This window comes from Devosia sp. MC532, from assembly GCF_016461625.1.
Classification (GTDB): domain Bacteria; phylum Pseudomonadota; class Alphaproteobacteria; order Rhizobiales; family Devosiaceae; genus Devosia.
In genome coordinates, this window is sequence record NZ_JAEMNZ010000001.1 from 81,074 (window position 1) to 97,743 (window position 16,670).

Here is a 16,670-nt window from a genome sequence, read left to right on the forward strand (position 1 = left end):
CTCAATAGCTCCACCGTCGATTTTCCTTGCTTGTAGCGGGGGAAAGCCGCTAATCCCCCGAGCTTGACAGATGGGAGTGGCCATGCGCTTTTCCCGACTGCCTTTCCGGCCTTCCCGTAAGCTATTTCCGAGCATTGACATGACACTTCATCGCTATCGTTCCCACACCTGTGGTGCCCTCACAGCGAATGATGCTGGCAATAATGTGCGCCTATCGGGCTGGGTGCACCGTGTTCGCGATCACGGCGGTCTGCTGTTTATCGACCTTCGCGACAACTATGGCATCACCCAATGCGTGATCGACCCCGATTCTGCTGCATTCAGCACCGCTGAAAAAGTGCGCTCTGAATGGGTTCTGCGTATCGATGGCGAAGTGAAGCCACGTGATCCATCGGCTGTGAACACCAATATTTCGACTGGCGCGATTGAGATTTTCATCCGCGACATCGAAGTTTTGTCCGTTGCCAAGGAATTGCCGCTGCCCGTTTTCGGCGACGCGGAATATCCAGAAGACATTCGCCTGCGTTACCGCTTCCTCGACCTGCGTCGTGAGAAGCTGCACAACAACATCCTGAAGCGCACCCGCGTTATCTCGGCGATGCGTTCGGGCATGGGTGACGCTGGCTTTACCGAATTCTCGACCCCGATTCTGACCGCGTCGTCCCCAGAAGGCGCGCGCGACTTCCTCGTGCCAAGCCGTATCCACCCCGGTAAGTTCTTCGCGCTGCCGCAGGCTCCGCAGCAGTACAAACAGCTGCTGATGGTTGCTGGCTTTGACCGCTACTTCCAGGTGGCACCATGCTTCCGCGATGAAGATCCACGTGCAGACCGTCTGCCGGGCGAGTTCTACCAGCTCGACCTGGAAATGAGCTTTGTCACTCAGGAAGACGTCTGGAACACAGTTGAACCCGTCATCACCGACGTGTTCGAAAAGTTCGCTGAAGGTAAGCGCGTCACCAAGAACTGGCCGCGTATTCCTTACGATACCGCGATCCGTAAGTATGGCTCGGACAAGCCAGACCTGCGTAACCCGATCGAGCTGCAGAACGTTACCGAGCACTTCGTTGGTTCAGGCTTCAAGGTTTTTGCAAACCAGATCGAAGCCGATCCAAAGGTTGAAGTTTGGGCGGTTCCGGCCAAGAACAAGGCGGGTGCTGAGCCAATCGGCCGTGCTTTCTGCGATCGTATGAACGCATGGGCGCAGGGCGAAGGTCAGCCAGGCCTTGGCTATATCTTCTTCAAGGAAGGTGCTGGTTCTGGCCCGATTGCCAAGAACATTGGTGAAGAACGCACTGCTGCTATCGCGGCGCAGCTCGGCCTGACCGACGGCGACGCTGTGTTCTTCGTCGCTGGTCGCCCAGAGAAGTTCTACAAGTTCGCAGGTGAAGCCCGCACCAAGGTCGGTACCGATCTCGGCGTCGTCGACACCGAACAGTATGCACTGTGCTGGATCGTCGACTTCCCATTCTACGAGTGGAGCGAAGAAGAAAAGCGCGTCGACTTTGCGCACAATCCGTTCTCCATGCCGCAGGGTGGCATTGACGCCCTGAACTCGGCTGATCCGCTTTCGCTCAAGGCTTACCAGTACGACGCTGTCTGCAACGGCTTTGAAATTGCTTCTGGCTCGATCCGTAATCAGGAGCCGGAAACCATGGTCAAGGCCTTCGAAATCACCGGCAAGAGCCGTGAGGAAGTCGAAGAGCAGTTCGGTGGTCTCTATCGTGCGTTCCAGTACGGCGCGCCTCCGCATGGTGGTGCAGCCTTTGGTATCGACCGTATCGTGATGCTGCTGTGTGGCGCGCAAAACCTGCGTGAAATCACGGCCTTCCCGATGAACCAGCAGGCTGAAGACCTACTCATGGGCGCGCCAAGCCCAGCGGACAACAAGCAATTGCGCGAGCTCAGCATCCGCTTGAACGTACAAAGCTAAGCTTCACGCGAAGTGTTTTTTGAAAGACGCCCTCCGGGGCGTCTTTTGTTTTGTGCATACGCTGGCCCCCCGACCATGTGTTAATTGCTCGGAAAGCCAACACGGCATAAAAAGCTAACGTTCTCCTCTGAAACGGATTCTCGGTCGTGAAGTTCAACATCTCGCACCTGCTGATGTTACTCGGCGCGGCCGTAGCGCTGGTGCCAATCGTCGCCGTCGATTTTGTCATCGACGCCTATGTAGAGCATCAGGAAAAGTCGGTGGCCGAGCGGCACGTCAGCGTGGACAGTTCCACTGTTGCGTCCTCGGCTTCAGAGGGTGTAGCCGCGCTTCGCAAAGTATCGTCCGACAGCCCATCCTTGTGCGCACAGACCTTTGTGCAGAACGCTCAGGCGGCGGTTCAGAACAATGTCAGCGTGCTTCAATTCGTCGTCGAGAATAGTGATGGCACCCAGTATTGCGACGCGTTCGGTACAGGCGTCAGCTATGCTCCGCTTTCGACAGCGCTGCCAATTCCAGGCCAGTCCGAGACACTGACTGTCGTGCGCTATGGCGCGATGGACGCGCCTGTTTTGAAGGTCACACAGGAGATCGGGGAAACTCGCAAGCTCTCCGTGTTTGTGCCGCTTCTTCCACAGAGCATTGAATCGCATCTGCGGACCATGGCGCCTTCAACGATGAAGCGGTTCTCGCTGACCAATAACCAACCTATTTTGGTGCTGGGGACGAGCGGTGAGTTTGAGGCCGACAAGGCGCCGGACGACTTTATTCTCGCTGCAGGTTACGCCTCTCAGTTCCCGATTAAGGTTGAGCTTGCGATCCCGTTTGACGTTGCCCGTTCGCATTACCGCGATTTGGACCTCGTCTTTACCGTTCTTGCGGCACTGCTCAGCGGCGCGTTCTTGCTCGGGGTCCTGAGTTATTTCCGTCGCTCCCGCGTTCCCGCTTTCAATCTGGAACGTGCAATCGAGCGGAATGAAATCAAGCCGTATTACCAGCCCGTCATCAATCTTCGCACGGGCGATCTGGTTGGTTGTGAGGTGTTGTGCCGCTGGGAAAAGCCTAATGGCCGTGTTGTCCCGCCGAACAGCTTTATCGAATACGCTGAGAATACCGGCCTCGCCATCCCCATGACTGTGTCGCTGATGCAGCAGGTTCGAGGCGATCTCTCGGAACTCTGCAAAACGATCCCGAACTTCAAGATCTCCATTAATCTGTTTGAAGGCCATTTCCGCGATGGCGGGATTGTGGAGGACGTTCAGGCTATTTTTGGCAATTCGCCGATTAGCTACCGTCAGCTGGTTTTTGAAATCACTGAGCGCCGTCCGCTGCGCAACACACTGGCCGCGACCAGCGTGATTTCAGGTCTCCACGCGCTGGGTTGCCGTCTGGCGATGGATGACGTCGGTACGGGGCACTCAAACCTTGCGTACCTCGCAACGCTTGGCGTTGACGTGATTAAGATCGATCGCATCTTTGTCGATATGATCAAGAAAGACACCACCCAGGTGCCAGTGCTCGATGGCCTGATTGCCATGGGCAAAGACCTTGATTGCGAGATTGTTGCTGAAGGCGTCGAAACGGAGGAGCAAGCGCTCTACCTTCGCGCGCATGGCGTCGTTCATGCTCAGGGCTATATTTTTGCACCTGCACTGAAGGCTAAGATCTTCATTGAATTGGCCACGGCCCTCCATCGCTCGGGTGGAAATGCGCGTGACGTTCTCGCACGGGTCGCGACAGCCAATTAACCCGATTGCATTGGTGCGACACAAAATGCCGCACTTGGTCTTTTCATTGCCGTGAATCGGTGGCACGTACGCTCCCAGACGAGAGTTTGGGAGATAAGTCGTGTCCTCGGATGTGAATGAACAGCGCAAAGCGCTGCGTGATGCAGCGTTGCATTTTCATGAGTTTCCCAAACCCGGCAAGCTCGAGATTCAGCCGCTAAAACCTTTGGGCAATCAGCGCGACTTGGCGCTCGCCTATTCCCCAGGCGTTGCTGCGCCTTGCGAGGAGATCGCTGCCAATCCCGATAGCGTGGCCCGCTACACATCGCGGCAAAACCTTGTTGCAGTGATTTCCAACGGAACTGCTGTGCTCGGCCTAGGCAATATTGGTGCGCTGGCATCTAAGCCTGTGATGGAAGGCAAAGCGGTTCTGTTCAAGAAGTTCGCAGGCATCGACGTCTTCGATCTCGAAATCGACGAGCTAAACCCACAGAAGTTCATTGACGCGGTAGCGCCGCTCTGGCCGACATTTGGCGGCATCAATCTCGAAGATATTCGCGCGCCCGATTGCTTCGAAATCGAAGAGCAGCTGCGCGAGCGCATGCCAATCCCGGTGTTCCATGACGATCAGCACGGGACGGCAATCATTGTCGGTGCCGCAGTGCTCAACGGCTTGGAGCTGGCGGGCAAGCGTATTGAAAACGTCAAAATCTGCACATCAGGGGCAGGGGCAGCGGCCATTGCATGCCTTAATGTTCTGGTTGGGCTTGGCGCAAAAATCGAAAACATCTGGGTGGCCGACAAAGACGGTCTGGTCACGCACACGCGCAACGACGTGAATGACAAATGGCGGTCGCGATTCCGCCGGACCTCTGAGGCGACAACGCTGGCAGAAGTAATCGACGGCGCAGACGTTTTCCTGGGGCTCTCCGCTCCCGGCGTGCTCTCGCCAGAGATGATTGCCAAGATGGCGTCTAATCCACTCATTCTGGCTCTGGCTAATCCGACGCCGGAAGTTATGCCGGAAGTTGCAAAGCAAATTCGTCCAGACGCCATGGTGTGTACTGGGCGCTCGGATTATCCCAATCAGGTCAATAACGTCCTCTGTTTCCCCTTCATTTTCCGTGGTGCGCTGGATGTGCATGCCACCACGATCAACGAAGAAATGAAGCTGGCTGCAGTGCGGGCGATTGCCAAGTTAGCGCACGAACCGGGTCTGGAAGTTTCGCCTTCTGGCGCGCCTGCCGTTTATGGCCCCGAACACATTATCCCAAATCCCTTCGATCAGCGCCTGATCTTGCGCATTGCGCCGGCTGTGGCGCGCGCTGCGATGGACACGGGCGTCGCGAAGAAGCCGATTGAAGATTGGGCTGCCTATCTCGATAGCCTCAATCGCTTTGTGTTCCGCTCGGGCCTCGTGATGAAGCCGATCATTGATCGGGCGCGTGGGCAGGAAAAGCGCGTGGCCTTCGCCGATGGTGAAGATGAGCGCGTCCTGCGGGCCACTCAAGTGTTGCTCGAAGAGCGGATTGCGCGGCCAATTCTGATCGGCCGTCCGGCGGTTCTCGAAGCGCGTATCGAACGTTTCGGTCTGTCGATTAAGCCGGGCAGGGACTTTGAAGTCATCAATCCCGAAGACGATCCGCGTTACCGCGATTACGTCAGTCTCTTCCATTCACTGGTTGGCCGGGATGGCGTGACGCCCGACACAGCGCGCCATATTGTGCGCACCAATACGACGGTGATTGGCGCGCTGGCCGTAAAGCGCGGCGAGGCTGATGCGATGCTCTGTGGCTTGCAAGGGCGGTTTATCAAACATGCCCGCGACATTGGCTCTGTCATTGGTTTGCAGGACGGGCTGAACACGGTTTCAGCGCTTTCCATGCTGATCATGCCGCGCGGTGCCTTCTTCCTCACCGACACCTACGTTAATCAGAACCCAAGTGCTGATGAGATCGTGGCTATTGCTTTGCAGGCGCGTCAGCATCTCAAGCGCTTCAACATCGAGGCGCGAGCCGCCTTGCTCAGCTATTCGAACTTTGGGTCGCGCGATGGCGAAAGCGCTTACAAAATGCGCGAGGTCTACAAGAAGCTCAAACGCGTCGCGCCGGACTTTATTGTCGATGGCGAAATGCAGGGCGATCTGGCGCTGAACGAAGAGTTGCGCGAGCGCTACATTCCGGATTCGGTGCTTAAGGGCGAAGCCAATCTCCTAATCTTCCCAGATCTCGACGCTGCGAACTTGTCTGCAACCTTGCTCAAGGAGATGACCAATGCTCTGGCTGTTGGGCCGATCCTGATGGGGACCAAAGCTCCAGCCCACATTCTGGCACCCTCAGTGACCAGTCGTGGTATCGTCAACATGGCTGCTATTGCGGCCAATGAAGCTGTACAGGGGTAAAGCTTTGATCCGTCATACGGTTGTTTTCACTCTGCGTCATGAGTCGGGCTCTGCTGAAGAGGCCGACTTTCTGAGTGCAGCGAAAATTCTTGCGGATATTCCGGGTGTTGAAGCTTTCGAGCAGCTCCGTCAGGTCAGCCCCAAGGCGGACTTCGCCTTTGGGTTCTCAATGGAATTTGCAAATTCTGAGGCCTATCAATTCTATAACGACCACCCGCATCACGTCGCTTTCGTGCGGGATCGGTGGGTGCCCGAAGTGTTGCGGTTCCAAGAGATCGACTACGCAGCGCTATAAGCTGTGTGGTCCCTAACCGGACATTAAGGCTCGTCGCGGATAATGGCGTATCTATAAGGTTTCGCCATGCCAACACGTCTTAAACGCCCGCCGTTCTGGCGCCATCTTGCTTTGACAGCGGCTCTGCTCGGCGTGCAGGGGTATCTTGGCTATTCGGCTATTTCCGGGCAGTTCGGCATCGAAAATCGTGCTCAGATAATTGAGGACATTCAGGTGCTAGAGGATAAATCCTCGGCGCTGCAGGCCGAGATCGACGCCTTTAAGCATCGCGTTCAGTTGATGAACCCAAAGCATCTCGATCCCGACCTCATCACTGAGCGGGCGCGGGCCTTGCTCAACATGGCGCATGCCGACGATATTTTGGTGATGGTGAACCCTGACAACGGTAAACCAGTTTCCGGTAAATTCCAAGAATTAATCGATTCCGAGTTAAGGTCGATTATTGAAGCGGATTCAACGCTCTAGTAGTGTTTTTTGAAACCGCATTGCGGAATGTTATTACAGAGACGCTTGCGGTAAGGTGCGTGAAATGGCCTGATGGGCCAATCGCATACGACCCCGACCCAAGCGGAGTGCAGCATGGCGCGCAAGGCAACGGCCTCACAGCCCAACGTCCCTCAGTTTTCTAGCGAGCAGGACCTCGAAGCGTTCCGCGAAATGCTGCTTATTCGGCGTTTCGAAGAAAAGGCCGGCCAGATGTATGGCATGGGCCTGATCGGCGGTTTCTGCCACCTTTATATCGGTCAGGAAGCTGTTGTCACTGGCATCACCATGGCCTCGGAAAAGGGCCTTGATGCGCAGATCACTGGCTATCGTGATCACGGGCACATGCTGGTCATGGGTCTCGACCCGAAGGGCGTCATGGCGGAACTGACTGGTCGTCAGGGCGGTCTGTCGCGCGGCAAGGGCGGCTCGATGCACATGTTCTCGAATGAGCACAAGTTCTACGGCGGCAACGGTATCGTGGGCGCGCAGGTTGCGCTCGGCACCGGTCTGGGCTTTGCCAATAAGTACAAGGGTGATGGCGGCGTTTCGATTGCCTATTTTGGTGACGGCGCGGCCAACCAAGGTCAGGTCTATGAGAGCTTCAATATGGCCAAGCTCTGGAACCTGCCGGTCGTTTATGTGATCGAAAATAACAAGTACGCCATGGGGACCTCCATTGAGCGTGCTGCTGCAACTACCGATTTCTCCATGCGCGGCGCTTCCTTCGGCATCGACGGCGAGCAGGTCGATGGCATGGACGTCCGCATGGTCTATGATGCCGCCAAGCGCGCCATCGAGCATGCCCGTTCGGGCAAGGGCCCGTTCATTCTTGAAATGCTGACCTACCGTTACCGTGGTCACTCCATGTCCGATCCAGCGAAATATCGCTCCAAGGACGAAGTAACCAAGTATCGCCAGGAACGCGACCCAATCGAACAGGTCCGTGCGCGTCTGCTGGAAGCCGGTATTGTGACGGAAGATGATCTCAAGAAGATCGAAACCGATATCCGCGCTGTCGTCACTGAAGCGGCGGATTTCGCGACCAATGATGCAGAGCCCGATCCTAAGGAGCTCTGGACCGATATCACTATCGAGGCATGAGCCGGCTCGGCCGCGTGCCGAGCCCCCAAACAAATTGAGTTTCGCCGTGCGGCTTCAAAAAGCCCGGCGTTAGAAATTCTGGAGAGCAAATATGCCCCAAATCCTCATGCCCGCCCTGTCTCCCACTATGGAAGAAGGCAAGCTGGCCAAGTGGCTGGTAAAAGTTGGTGATGTCGTAAAGTCTGGCGATGTGCTGGCGGAAATCGAAACCGATAAGGCGACGATGGAAGTTGAAGCGGTCGACGAAGGCACTGTTTCGGAAATCTTGATCGCCGACGGCACCGAAGGCGTAAAGGTCAACACCCCGATCGCTGTCATTCTGGCTGAAGGCGAAGTAGCCGGCGAAAAGGCGGCTCCGGCTGCCGTTGAAGCGACCACTACGGAAACTGCAGCGCCTGCCGCTGATGCGCCCGTTGCGGCGGCACCAGCCACGGAAGCGCCAAAGTTTGTCGCGCAGAACGATCCGGACCTGCCAGAAGGCGTCGAAATGGTGGAACTCACCGTTCGTCAGGCGCTGAACGAAGCCATGGCCGAAGAGATGCGCGCTGATGGCAACGTCTTCATCATGGGTGAAGAAGTCGCTGAATATCAGGGCGCCTATAAGGTCACTCAGGGCCTGCTGCAGGAATTTGGGCCGCAGCGCGTTATCGATACCCCGATCACCGAACACGGTTTTGCCGGTCTCGCGGTTGGTGCGGCTTTCGCTGGCCTGAAGCCAATCGTTGAATTCATGACCTGGAACTTTGGCATGCAGGCCATCGACCAGATCATCAACTCGGCTGCAAAGCAGCTCTACATGTCTGGCGGTCAGGTGACGGCACCTATGGTGTTCCGTGGCCCGAACGGCGCGGCAGCCCGTGTGGGCGCGCAGCACTCTCAGGATTATTCGGCATGGTACAGCCATGTTCCGGGTCTGACCGTTATCGCGCCTTACAGCGCCGCCGACGCCAAGGGCCTGCTGAAGGCTGCAATCAAGTCGCCGAACCCGGTGATCTTCCTCGAAAACGAAATCCTTTATAACTCCACCGGTCTCGTGCCGAAGATGGATGATTTCGTTCTGCCAATCGGTAAGGCTCGTGTTGCCCGTCAGGGTAAGGACGTCACCATCGTGTCGTTCTCCATGGGCATGCGCTACGCTACTCTGGCGACCGAAAAGCTGGTGGCGGCTGGTGTTGACGTTGAACTGATCGACCTGCGCACGCTCCGTCCAATGGACACCGATACCATCATTGAATCGGTCAAGAAGACCGGTCGCCTGGTGACGGTTGAAGAAGGTTGGCCGCAGGGTGGTATTGGCGCGGAAATCGCCGCCGTCGTCATGGAACAGGCGTTCGATTATCTCGACGCGCCAGTGACCCGCGTGACTGGCAAGGACGTGCCAATGCCTTATGCTGCGAATCTTGAAAAGCTGGCGCTGCCAAGCGTTGACGATGTGATCGCAGCGGTCAACGCTGTGACCTATCGCTCTTAAGGAGAAGCCGGATGCCAATTAACATCACCATGCCGGCGCTCTCTCCGACGATGGAAGAGGGCAAGCTCGCCAAGTGGCACGTCAAGGAAGGGGACAGCGTCTCCTCCGGCGACGTGATCGCGGAAATTGAAACCGACAAGGCGACCATGGAAGTGGAAGCCGTCGATGAAGGCAAGATCGGTAAGATCTTGGTTGCCGAAGGCACTGACAACGTCAAGGTGAACGCGGTGATCGCGGTTCTCCTGCAGGACGGTGAAGAGGCTTCGGCGGCAGATGCGGCTCCTGCTGCAGCGCCTGCGCCAAAGGCCGAAGCTGCACCTGCTCCGGCGGCTGCGCCAGCGCCTGCACCTGCTGCGAAGGCCGAAGCACCAAAGGCGGCGGCTCCGGCTCCTGCCAAGGCTGAAGGCACTCGCGTCTTCGCTTCGCCACTGGCAAAACGTCTCGCCAAGGAAGCCGGCATAGAAATCGGTTCGGTTTCGGGTACGGGTCCAAAGGGCCGCGTGATCAAGGCTGACGTGGAAGCGGCAAAGTCGGGCAAGACCCCGCTCAAGGCTGCTGCCTCTGCTCCGGCTTCGGCCCCATCGGCCGGCGGCACCATTTCGGCAGGGATGACCAAGGCTCAGGTCTTGGCGCTTTACGAAGAAGGCACGTACGAGCTGGTTCCTGCCGATGGCATGCGCAAAGTCGTGGCGGCGCGCCTCACCGAAAGCAAGCAGTCGGTTCCGCACTTCTACCTGACGCTCGATTGCAAGATCGATGCGCTCATGGCCGCGCGCGAGCAGATCAATGCTTCGGCTCCGAAGAACAAGGAAGGCAAGCCAGCCTTCAAGCTCTCGGTCAATGACTTCGTCATGAAGGCTTGGGCTGTGGCGCTGCAGCGCGTTCCGATGGCCAATGCGACTTGGGCAGGTGACGCGATCCTTTACCACAAGCGTTCGGACGTGGCGGTTGCCGTGTCGGTGCCAGGGGGTCTTTTCACCCCAGTGGTGCGTTCGGCAGACACAAAGACGCTGCGCGAAATCTCTGATGCGGTGAAGGATCTGGCGACCCGCGCGAAGAACAAGAAGCTCGCGCCACAGGAATATCAAGGCGGTTCGTCTTCTGTGTCGAACCTCGGGATGTTCGGCATCAAGACCTTCTCGGCTGTGATCAACCCGCCGCATGGCACGATCCTGGCTGTGGGTGCGGGCGAAGAGCGCGTTTACCCAGAAAACGGTCAGATCAAGATCGGTCAGTTCATGACTGTCACGCTCTCCTGTGACCACCGTGCCGTTGACGGCGCGCTGGGTGCGGAACTCTTGGGCGTGTTCAAGAGCCTGATCGAAAACCCGGTGATGATGCTGGCGTAAAGGGGTTTGGCGATGAAGACCATTCTCGCCTTTGGCGACAGCCTGACGTACGGGGCCAATCCGGTAACGGGTGGCCCTCGTCACGCCTATGAACACCGCTGGCCGACTGCGCTTGAGCAGGGGCTTGGCGGGGCTGCACGGGTGATTGCCGAGGGCATGGGTGGTCGCACCACCGTTTGCGACGACTGGTTTGCGCCGGGCGATCGCAATGGTGGGCGCATTCTGCCGACCTTGCTGGAAAGCCATTCCCCGCTCGATCTCGTTATCATCATGCTGGGCACCAATGACCTCAAGCCAGCCATCAATGGCTCGGCCTTGCAGGCGTCCTTTGGTATCCGGCGACTTGTTCAGATCATCCGCGAACACGCTGCTGGCAAGGCGATTGCTGCGCCAGCAATCATCATCGCCGCGCCACCCCATATTTGTGACACCGACCATGCCGACATGATCGGCCATTTCGGTGGCTTTGCGCATGCGTCGAGCCAGTCACAGCTTTTCGCCGAGCATTATGCTCGTCGCGCGGCTGAGCTGAACACGGGCTTTTTCGACGCTTCGACAGTTGCGCAAGCAGACCCGCGTGATGGTGTTCACCTCGATGAAGCGAATACACGCGCGATTGGTCTCGGTCTTGTGCCGCTTGTTAAACAGACACTGGGTCTTTGACCCAAAAATTCGTGGAGGCCCTCATGGCTGACCAATACGACCTTCTCGTTATCGGCGCCGGTCCCGGCGGTTATATCGCAGCCATTCGTGGCGCGCAGCTTGGGATGAAGGTGGGGATCATTGAGCGCGAGCATATGGCTGGCATCTGCTCCAACTGGGGCTGTATCCCGACCAAGGCGCTGCTGCGCTCTGCCGAAATCTACGGTCACATGACCCACGCCAAAGACTATGGCCTTACGGCTGAAAAGTTCGGCTTTGACCTCGACGGTATTGTGGCCCGTTCGCGCGCGATTGCTGCGCAGATGAACAATGGCGTGCAGTTCCTGATGAAGAAGAACAAGGTCGACATCATCTGGGGCGAAGCGACCATCACCAAGGCCGGTGAAGTCAAGGTTTCCCCGACCAAGAAGGCGATTGTTCAGCCGCAGGGCCCTGTGCCGAAGAATGCGCTGGGCGAGGGCACCTACAAGGCCAAGAATATCATTATCGCCACTGGTGCACGTCCGCGTCAGCTGCCGGGCATTGAAGCCGATGGCGACAAGATTTGGACCTATTTTGAAGCACTCAAACCCGCCGCCATGCCGAAGTCGTTGGTGGTTATGGGCTCGGGCGCGATTGGTATCGAGTTCGCATCCTTCTACCGGTCGCTTGGCGCGGAAGTGACCGTTATCGAACTGCTTTCGCAGATCATGCCGGTAGAAGATGCTGAAATTTCCGGTCTCGTGCGCAAGCGTTTGGAAAAGCGCGGCATCAAGATCATCACTGAAGCCAAGGTGGCCAAGGTCGAAAAGACCGCGACGGGCGTTATCGCTCACGTTGAAACCAAGGACGGCAAGACCCAGCAGCTCGCTGGCGACAAGCTGATCTCGGCTGTTGGCGTGCAGTGCAACACCGAGGGCCTCGGCCTCGAGACCGTTGGCGTTAAGCTCGATCGTGGTGCCATTGTCACCGACGGTTATGGCAAGACCAATATCGAGGGCATCTGGGCCATCGGCGACGTTGCAGGCCCACCAATGCTGGCGCACAAGGCCGAGCATGAAGCGGTTATCACGGTCGAAAAGATCGCGGGTCTGCCTGTGCATGGCCTCGACAAGAGCAAAATCCCGGGCTGCACCTATTGCGAGCCACAGGTGGCTAGTGTCGGTCTGACCGAAGCTAAGGCCACGGAAGCTGGTCGCGAGATCCGTGTTGGTCGTTTCCCCTTCGTGGGCAATGGCAAGGCGATTGCTCTGGGCGAACCAGATGGCCTCGTGAAGACCATTTTTGACGCCAAGACCGGTGAGCTTTTGGGCGCGCACATGGTCGGCGCGGAAGTGACCGAGTTGATCCAGGGCTTTGTGGTGGCGATGAACCTCGAAACCACCGAAGAAGACCTGATGCACACGATCTTCCCGCATCCGACCCTGTCGGAGTCGATGAAGGAATCCGTGCTCGATGCCTATGGTAAGGCTCTGAACATCTAAGCTCGGTACAAGCTTTGCTGCTCCCGCTTTTGGCGGGGGTAGCCCAATAGCTGAGTGAGTTGGGGTTGAACCCGCCGCTCAAGGGAGCGATATAACGGGAAGTTTCCCAGTCAGGACTGATATGGTCACGCTCATCGACAATTCGGCCAAGCCGCGTCACCCGGAAAAGGCCAATCGCCCCGATAGTATCGTCTTGCGCAAGCCGGACTGGATCCGCGTGAAAGCGCCGGGCTCACCAATCTATAAGGAAACCCAGCAGATCGTGCGCGAGAACAATCTCGTTACGGTTTGCGAAGAAGCGGGTTGCCCTAATATCGGTGAGTGCTGGAGCAAGAAGCACGCGACCATGATGATCATGGGTGAAATCTGCACCCGTGCTTGCGCCTTCTGCAACGTCCGCACCGGCATGCCTGGGCCGCTCGATCCGCTCGAGCCTGAAAACGTCGCGAAGGCTGTCAATAAGCTCGGCTTGGAACACGTGGTGATTACCTCGGTAGATCGTGACGATCTTGCCGATGGCGGTGCGCAGCACTTTGCCGATGTGATTTTGGCGATCCGTGCGCTCAATCCGAAGACCACCATCGAAATTCTGACCCCAGACTTCCTCCGCAAGGAAGGGGCTTTGGAAATCGTCGTGGCGGCAAAGCCAGACGTCTTCAACCACAATCTTGAAACCGTGCCGTCAAAATATTTGAAGGTACGTCCGGGTGCGCGTTACTTCCATTCGATCCGTCTGCTGGATCGGGTGAAGGAACTCGACCCAACCATTTTCACCAAGTCTGGCATCATGGTTGGCTTGGGCGAAGAGCGGAACGAAGTTTTGCAGCTGATGGACGATCTGCGTTCGGCCGACGTCGACTTCTTGACCATCGGGCAATATCTGCAGCCGACTAAGAAGCACTATCCGCTGCAGCGCTTTGTAACGCCGGAAGAATTCAAGTCGTTTGCCACAGTTGCGACGGCCAAGGGGTTCTTGTTGGTGTCGTCCAGCCCGCTGACCCGCTCGTCTCACCATGCCGGCGAAGACTTTGCGCGCCTCAAGGCCAACCGCATGCAGAAGCTCGGTCACTGAATGAAACGCTTTTATGACCGCCACGTCCCTCATTTGCCCCAGCGCATGTATGAGATCGTGGCGGACCTTAACGACTATCCGCGCTTTATCCCGAATTGCGCAGCCATGCAGGTTCGCCCCGATCCGACAGCACAGTCGGATACCGTCGTTCTCGCCAAGATGACCATTGCTTTTGGTCCCATCACGCAAGGCTACACCAGCCGCGTGACCATGGATCCTGAGGCATTGACCATTCGCGCTAAAGCGGTTGATGGGCCGTTTTCCTATCTCGATAGCGTATGGAGCTTTGAGCCTGAAGGGCAGGGCACGCGCGTCAAATTTGAGATCGATTTTAAGATCTCCAACCCATTTATTGCTGCCTTTGCAGAGCCAGCTTTTGCTGCCAAGCAGGAAGAGATCATGCGGGCATTTTCTGACGAAGCTGATCGACGGTTTGGTGCGTGATGATCGAGCTGTCCGGTAGCCTCATTTGCGCAAATGAAACCGAAGCGGCCCTCGTTCGCTCACTGCTGCCCCTGCACATAGAACTGACCCTGGCCGAGCCGGGTTGTTTGGTGTTTGAAGTGAAGGAAACTGACGTTCCCCTGGTGTGGAGCGTTTTCGAGCAGTTTTCGGACCGAGCATCTTTCGACGCTCATCAGGCTCGTGTGCGGGCGTCCAAGTGGGGCCAAGAGAGCGCTCATATCAAACGCGATTACAAAATCGTCGAAACGCGCTAGCGTCGCTCCACTGATCCGTGGGGGGGGGGGGCGACATGATTAGAAAACTCGAATGCGTCTGCATTCCGACAGACGATATCGTTGCCTCAGAGGCGTTCTATCTCAAACTTGGTCTGACTCGCGCTTGGAGCATCGAGCGTCCGCTCGCAGTTGGCGAAATGTGGACCTTGGTTGGCCTCAAATTTCCTGAAGCTCAGAGTTCAGAAATGGTCTTGAGCAATAATTCTGATGTTCGGCTCGTCGAGGTGGAGCTGTTGTGCGATGACGTGCGCCAGACCTTCGCCGAGCTTCATGGTGCCGCGGGTGTCGAATGGATTCGGGAGCCTTTTGCGACCGAGAGCGGCCATGTTGCGGTGATGAAAGCGCCAGACGGAAACGTCTTCGTGCTCGTCGGGCCATAAAAACTCTGGGCTCCCCGAAGGGAGCCCATTTCGTTTACTGGAAAGCGGTTTCGGCAAAACTACGCAGCTTGCGCGAGTGCAGGCGCTCGGCGGGTTGGTCGCGCAGAATTTCCATCGCCCGCAATCCAACCTGCAAATGACGATTGACCTGTGTGCGGTAAAAGTCGGAGGCCATGCCAGGGAGCTTTAGCTCGCCATGCAAAGGCTTGTCGGAGACGCAGAGCAAGGTGCCGTAGGGAACGCGGAACCTAAAACCGTTGGCGGCGATGGTGGCGCTTTCCATATCAAGGGCCACAGCGCGTGATTGGCTGAGCTGGCGCGTGATCTGGGCCTGATCCCAGAGTTCCCAATTGCGGTTGTCAAACGTCGCGACTGTGCCAGTGCGCATGATCTTCTTGGTTTCGACGCCTTCGGTGTCGGTGATTTCGTGCACGGCCTGCTCAAGCGCGACCTGAATTTCGGCCAAGGCGGGGATTGGCACGGAGAGCGGCAGGTCAGCGTCGAGCACGTGATCCTCACGCACATAGGCGTGGGCGAGGACGTAGTCGCCCAGTTCCTGGCTGTTGCGGAGCCCCGCGCAGTGGCCGAGCATGATCCAGGCATGTGGGCGCAGAACCGCGATGTGGTCGGTGATGGTTTTGGCGTTCGACGGGCCAACCCCGATATTGACCATGGTGATGCCGCGACCGCGTTCACCCACCAAGTGATAGGCCGGCATTTGCGGGGTGCGGATCGGTGGCGAGCCGGTGACTGCGCCTCCGGTCAGCATGTTGTCGGTCGAGACGTTCCCCGGCTCGATAAACCTCAGATAGTCTGGGTGGTTTTTCGCCATATGGCTTTTGGCGATGGCGCAGAACTCGTCGATATAGAACTGGTAATTCGTGAAAATCACGAAGTTCTGGAAATGCTCAGGGCTGGTGCCTGTGTAGTGGGACAGGCGTTGCAGCGAATAGTCGACGCGCGGGCCTGTGAAGGCCGACAGCGGGTATGGGCCACCGCGTGGCGGGACATAGGTGCCGTTGGCGATCTCATCGTCAGTATTGGCTAGGTCGGGCACGTCAAACACATCGCGCAGCGGTACGTTCAGCGCGTTGATCGCCTGACCATCGAGATGGTCATTGGGGTTGAGCGCGAAGTGCAACGGCAGCGGCGTGTCGCTTTCAACGATGTCGATGGTGCCGCCGTGATTGGTGAGGATCACCGAGAACTGGTCAATGAGATAGCCCTTGAACAGGTCAGGCGCCGTAACGGTGGTGCGATAGATGCCCGGCGTATGTAGATAGCCGTAGGGAAGGGTGCTTTCATGCTTGGAATAGCTGGTCGAACGCACTTCCACCTGTGGGTAGTAGGCGCGGACGCGGCCAGCGGGCACCGTGCCCTTGGTGAGAGCCTCGAGATGGCTGCGGATGAAGGCGCAGTTGCGGTGATAGAGTTGGGCTAGGCATGCCCAAGCGGCCTCCGGATCTGTGAAAGATTGCTTTTCGAGACGCGGCGGAGACAGCGTGGTCATGGATACCTCATTGGACTCATCAGAGTGTTTCTCTGAACTGCGCCACAACTATAGTCGCCGTATGACATTGGCTCAACGGTAG

The 16,670-nt window shown here is 57.3% G+C and carries 15 protein-coding genes; 14 read left to right on the forward strand and 1 reads right to left on the reverse strand.

Annotated elements, in window-relative coordinates; translation table 11 throughout:
- Positions 1–139: 139 nt before the first annotated feature.
- The 14 genes from aspS (at position 140) to JHC09_RS00455 (ending at position 15,078) form a co-directional block, all read left to right on the forward strand.
- Positions 140–1,930: an aspartate--tRNA ligase gene (gene aspS, locus JHC09_RS00390; protein WP_169193863.1), complete on the forward strand. Its 1,791-nt coding sequence runs from the start codon at positions 140–142 to the stop codon at positions 1,928–1,930.
- Between the two features lie 146 nt (positions 1,931–2,076).
- A complete protein-coding gene (locus JHC09_RS00395) occupies positions 2,077–3,678 on the forward strand; it encodes an EAL domain-containing protein (RefSeq protein WP_199530383.1) in 1,602 nt (533 codons plus the stop codon).
- A 100-nt stretch (positions 3,679–3,778) separates the two neighbouring features.
- Positions 3,779–6,058, forward strand: a complete 2,280-nt coding sequence (locus JHC09_RS00400; RefSeq protein ID WP_349236488.1) for an NADP-dependent malic enzyme — start codon at positions 3,779–3,781, stop codon at positions 6,056–6,058.
- Positions 6,059–6,062: 4 nt separating this feature from the next.
- Positions 6,063–6,353, forward strand: a complete 291-nt coding sequence (locus JHC09_RS00405; RefSeq protein ID WP_199530384.1) for a Dabb family protein — start codon at positions 6,063–6,065, stop codon at positions 6,351–6,353.
- Between the two features lie 66 nt (positions 6,354–6,419).
- Positions 6,420–6,818, forward strand: coding sequence for a septum formation initiator family protein (locus JHC09_RS00410; protein WP_199530385.1), 399 nt, complete (start codon positions 6,420–6,422; stop codon positions 6,816–6,818).
- Positions 6,819–6,932: 114 nt separating this feature from the next.
- The gene (gene pdhA, locus JHC09_RS00415; protein WP_182395734.1) at positions 6,933–7,940 is read left to right on the forward strand and encodes a pyruvate dehydrogenase (acetyl-transferring) E1 component subunit alpha; all 1,008 of its coding nucleotides are present in this window, start codon (positions 6,933–6,935) and stop codon (positions 7,938–7,940) included.
- Between the two features lie 91 nt (positions 7,941–8,031).
- On the forward strand, positions 8,032–9,411 hold the full coding sequence (locus JHC09_RS00420) for a pyruvate dehydrogenase complex E1 component subunit beta (RefSeq protein WP_199530386.1): 1,380 nt from the start codon (positions 8,032–8,034) through the stop codon (positions 9,409–9,411).
- Positions 9,412–9,422: 11 nt separating this feature from the next.
- On the forward strand, positions 9,423–10,760 hold the full coding sequence (locus JHC09_RS00425) for a pyruvate dehydrogenase complex dihydrolipoamide acetyltransferase (RefSeq protein WP_199530387.1): 1,338 nt from the start codon (positions 9,423–9,425) through the stop codon (positions 10,758–10,760).
- Between the two features lie 12 nt (positions 10,761–10,772).
- Complete coding sequence (locus tag JHC09_RS00430) at positions 10,773–11,423, forward strand: GDSL-type esterase/lipase family protein (protein WP_169193870.1); 651 nt, start codon at positions 10,773–10,775, stop codon at positions 11,421–11,423.
- Between the two features lie 23 nt (positions 11,424–11,446).
- Positions 11,447–12,886, forward strand: a complete 1,440-nt coding sequence (gene lpdA / locus JHC09_RS00435; RefSeq protein WP_199530388.1) for a dihydrolipoyl dehydrogenase — start codon at positions 11,447–11,449, stop codon at positions 12,884–12,886.
- 121 nt (positions 12,887–13,007) lie between these two features.
- Positions 13,008–13,958 (forward strand): lipoyl synthase, encoded by a 951-nt coding sequence (lipA, locus tag JHC09_RS00440; RefSeq protein WP_169193872.1) that lies wholly within the window; start codon positions 13,008–13,010, stop codon positions 13,956–13,958.
- Positions 13,959–14,402, forward strand: a complete 444-nt coding sequence (locus JHC09_RS00445; RefSeq protein WP_199530389.1) for a type II toxin-antitoxin system RatA family toxin — start codon at positions 13,959–13,961, stop codon at positions 14,400–14,402.
- On the forward strand, positions 14,402–14,677 hold the full coding sequence (locus JHC09_RS00450) for an antibiotic biosynthesis monooxygenase (protein ID WP_199530390.1): 276 nt from the start codon (positions 14,402–14,404) through the stop codon (positions 14,675–14,677). The genes JHC09_RS00445 and JHC09_RS00450 overlap by 1 nt, the downstream gene beginning before the upstream one ends.
- Positions 14,678–14,712: 35 nt before the next feature.
- A complete protein-coding gene (locus JHC09_RS00455; RefSeq protein ID WP_169193875.1) occupies positions 14,713–15,078 on the forward strand; it encodes a VOC family protein in 366 nt (121 codons plus the stop codon).
- 34 nt (positions 15,079–15,112) lie between these two features.
- Here the strand turns inward: JHC09_RS00455 and JHC09_RS00460 are convergent, their stop codons facing one another.
- Positions 15,113–16,588 carry an AMP nucleosidase gene (locus JHC09_RS00460; protein ID WP_169193876.1) on the reverse strand — a complete coding sequence of 492 codons (1,476 nt, stop codon included), beginning with the start codon at positions 16,586–16,588 and terminating at the stop codon, positions 15,113–15,115.
- Positions 16,589–16,670 lie beyond the last annotated feature (82 nt).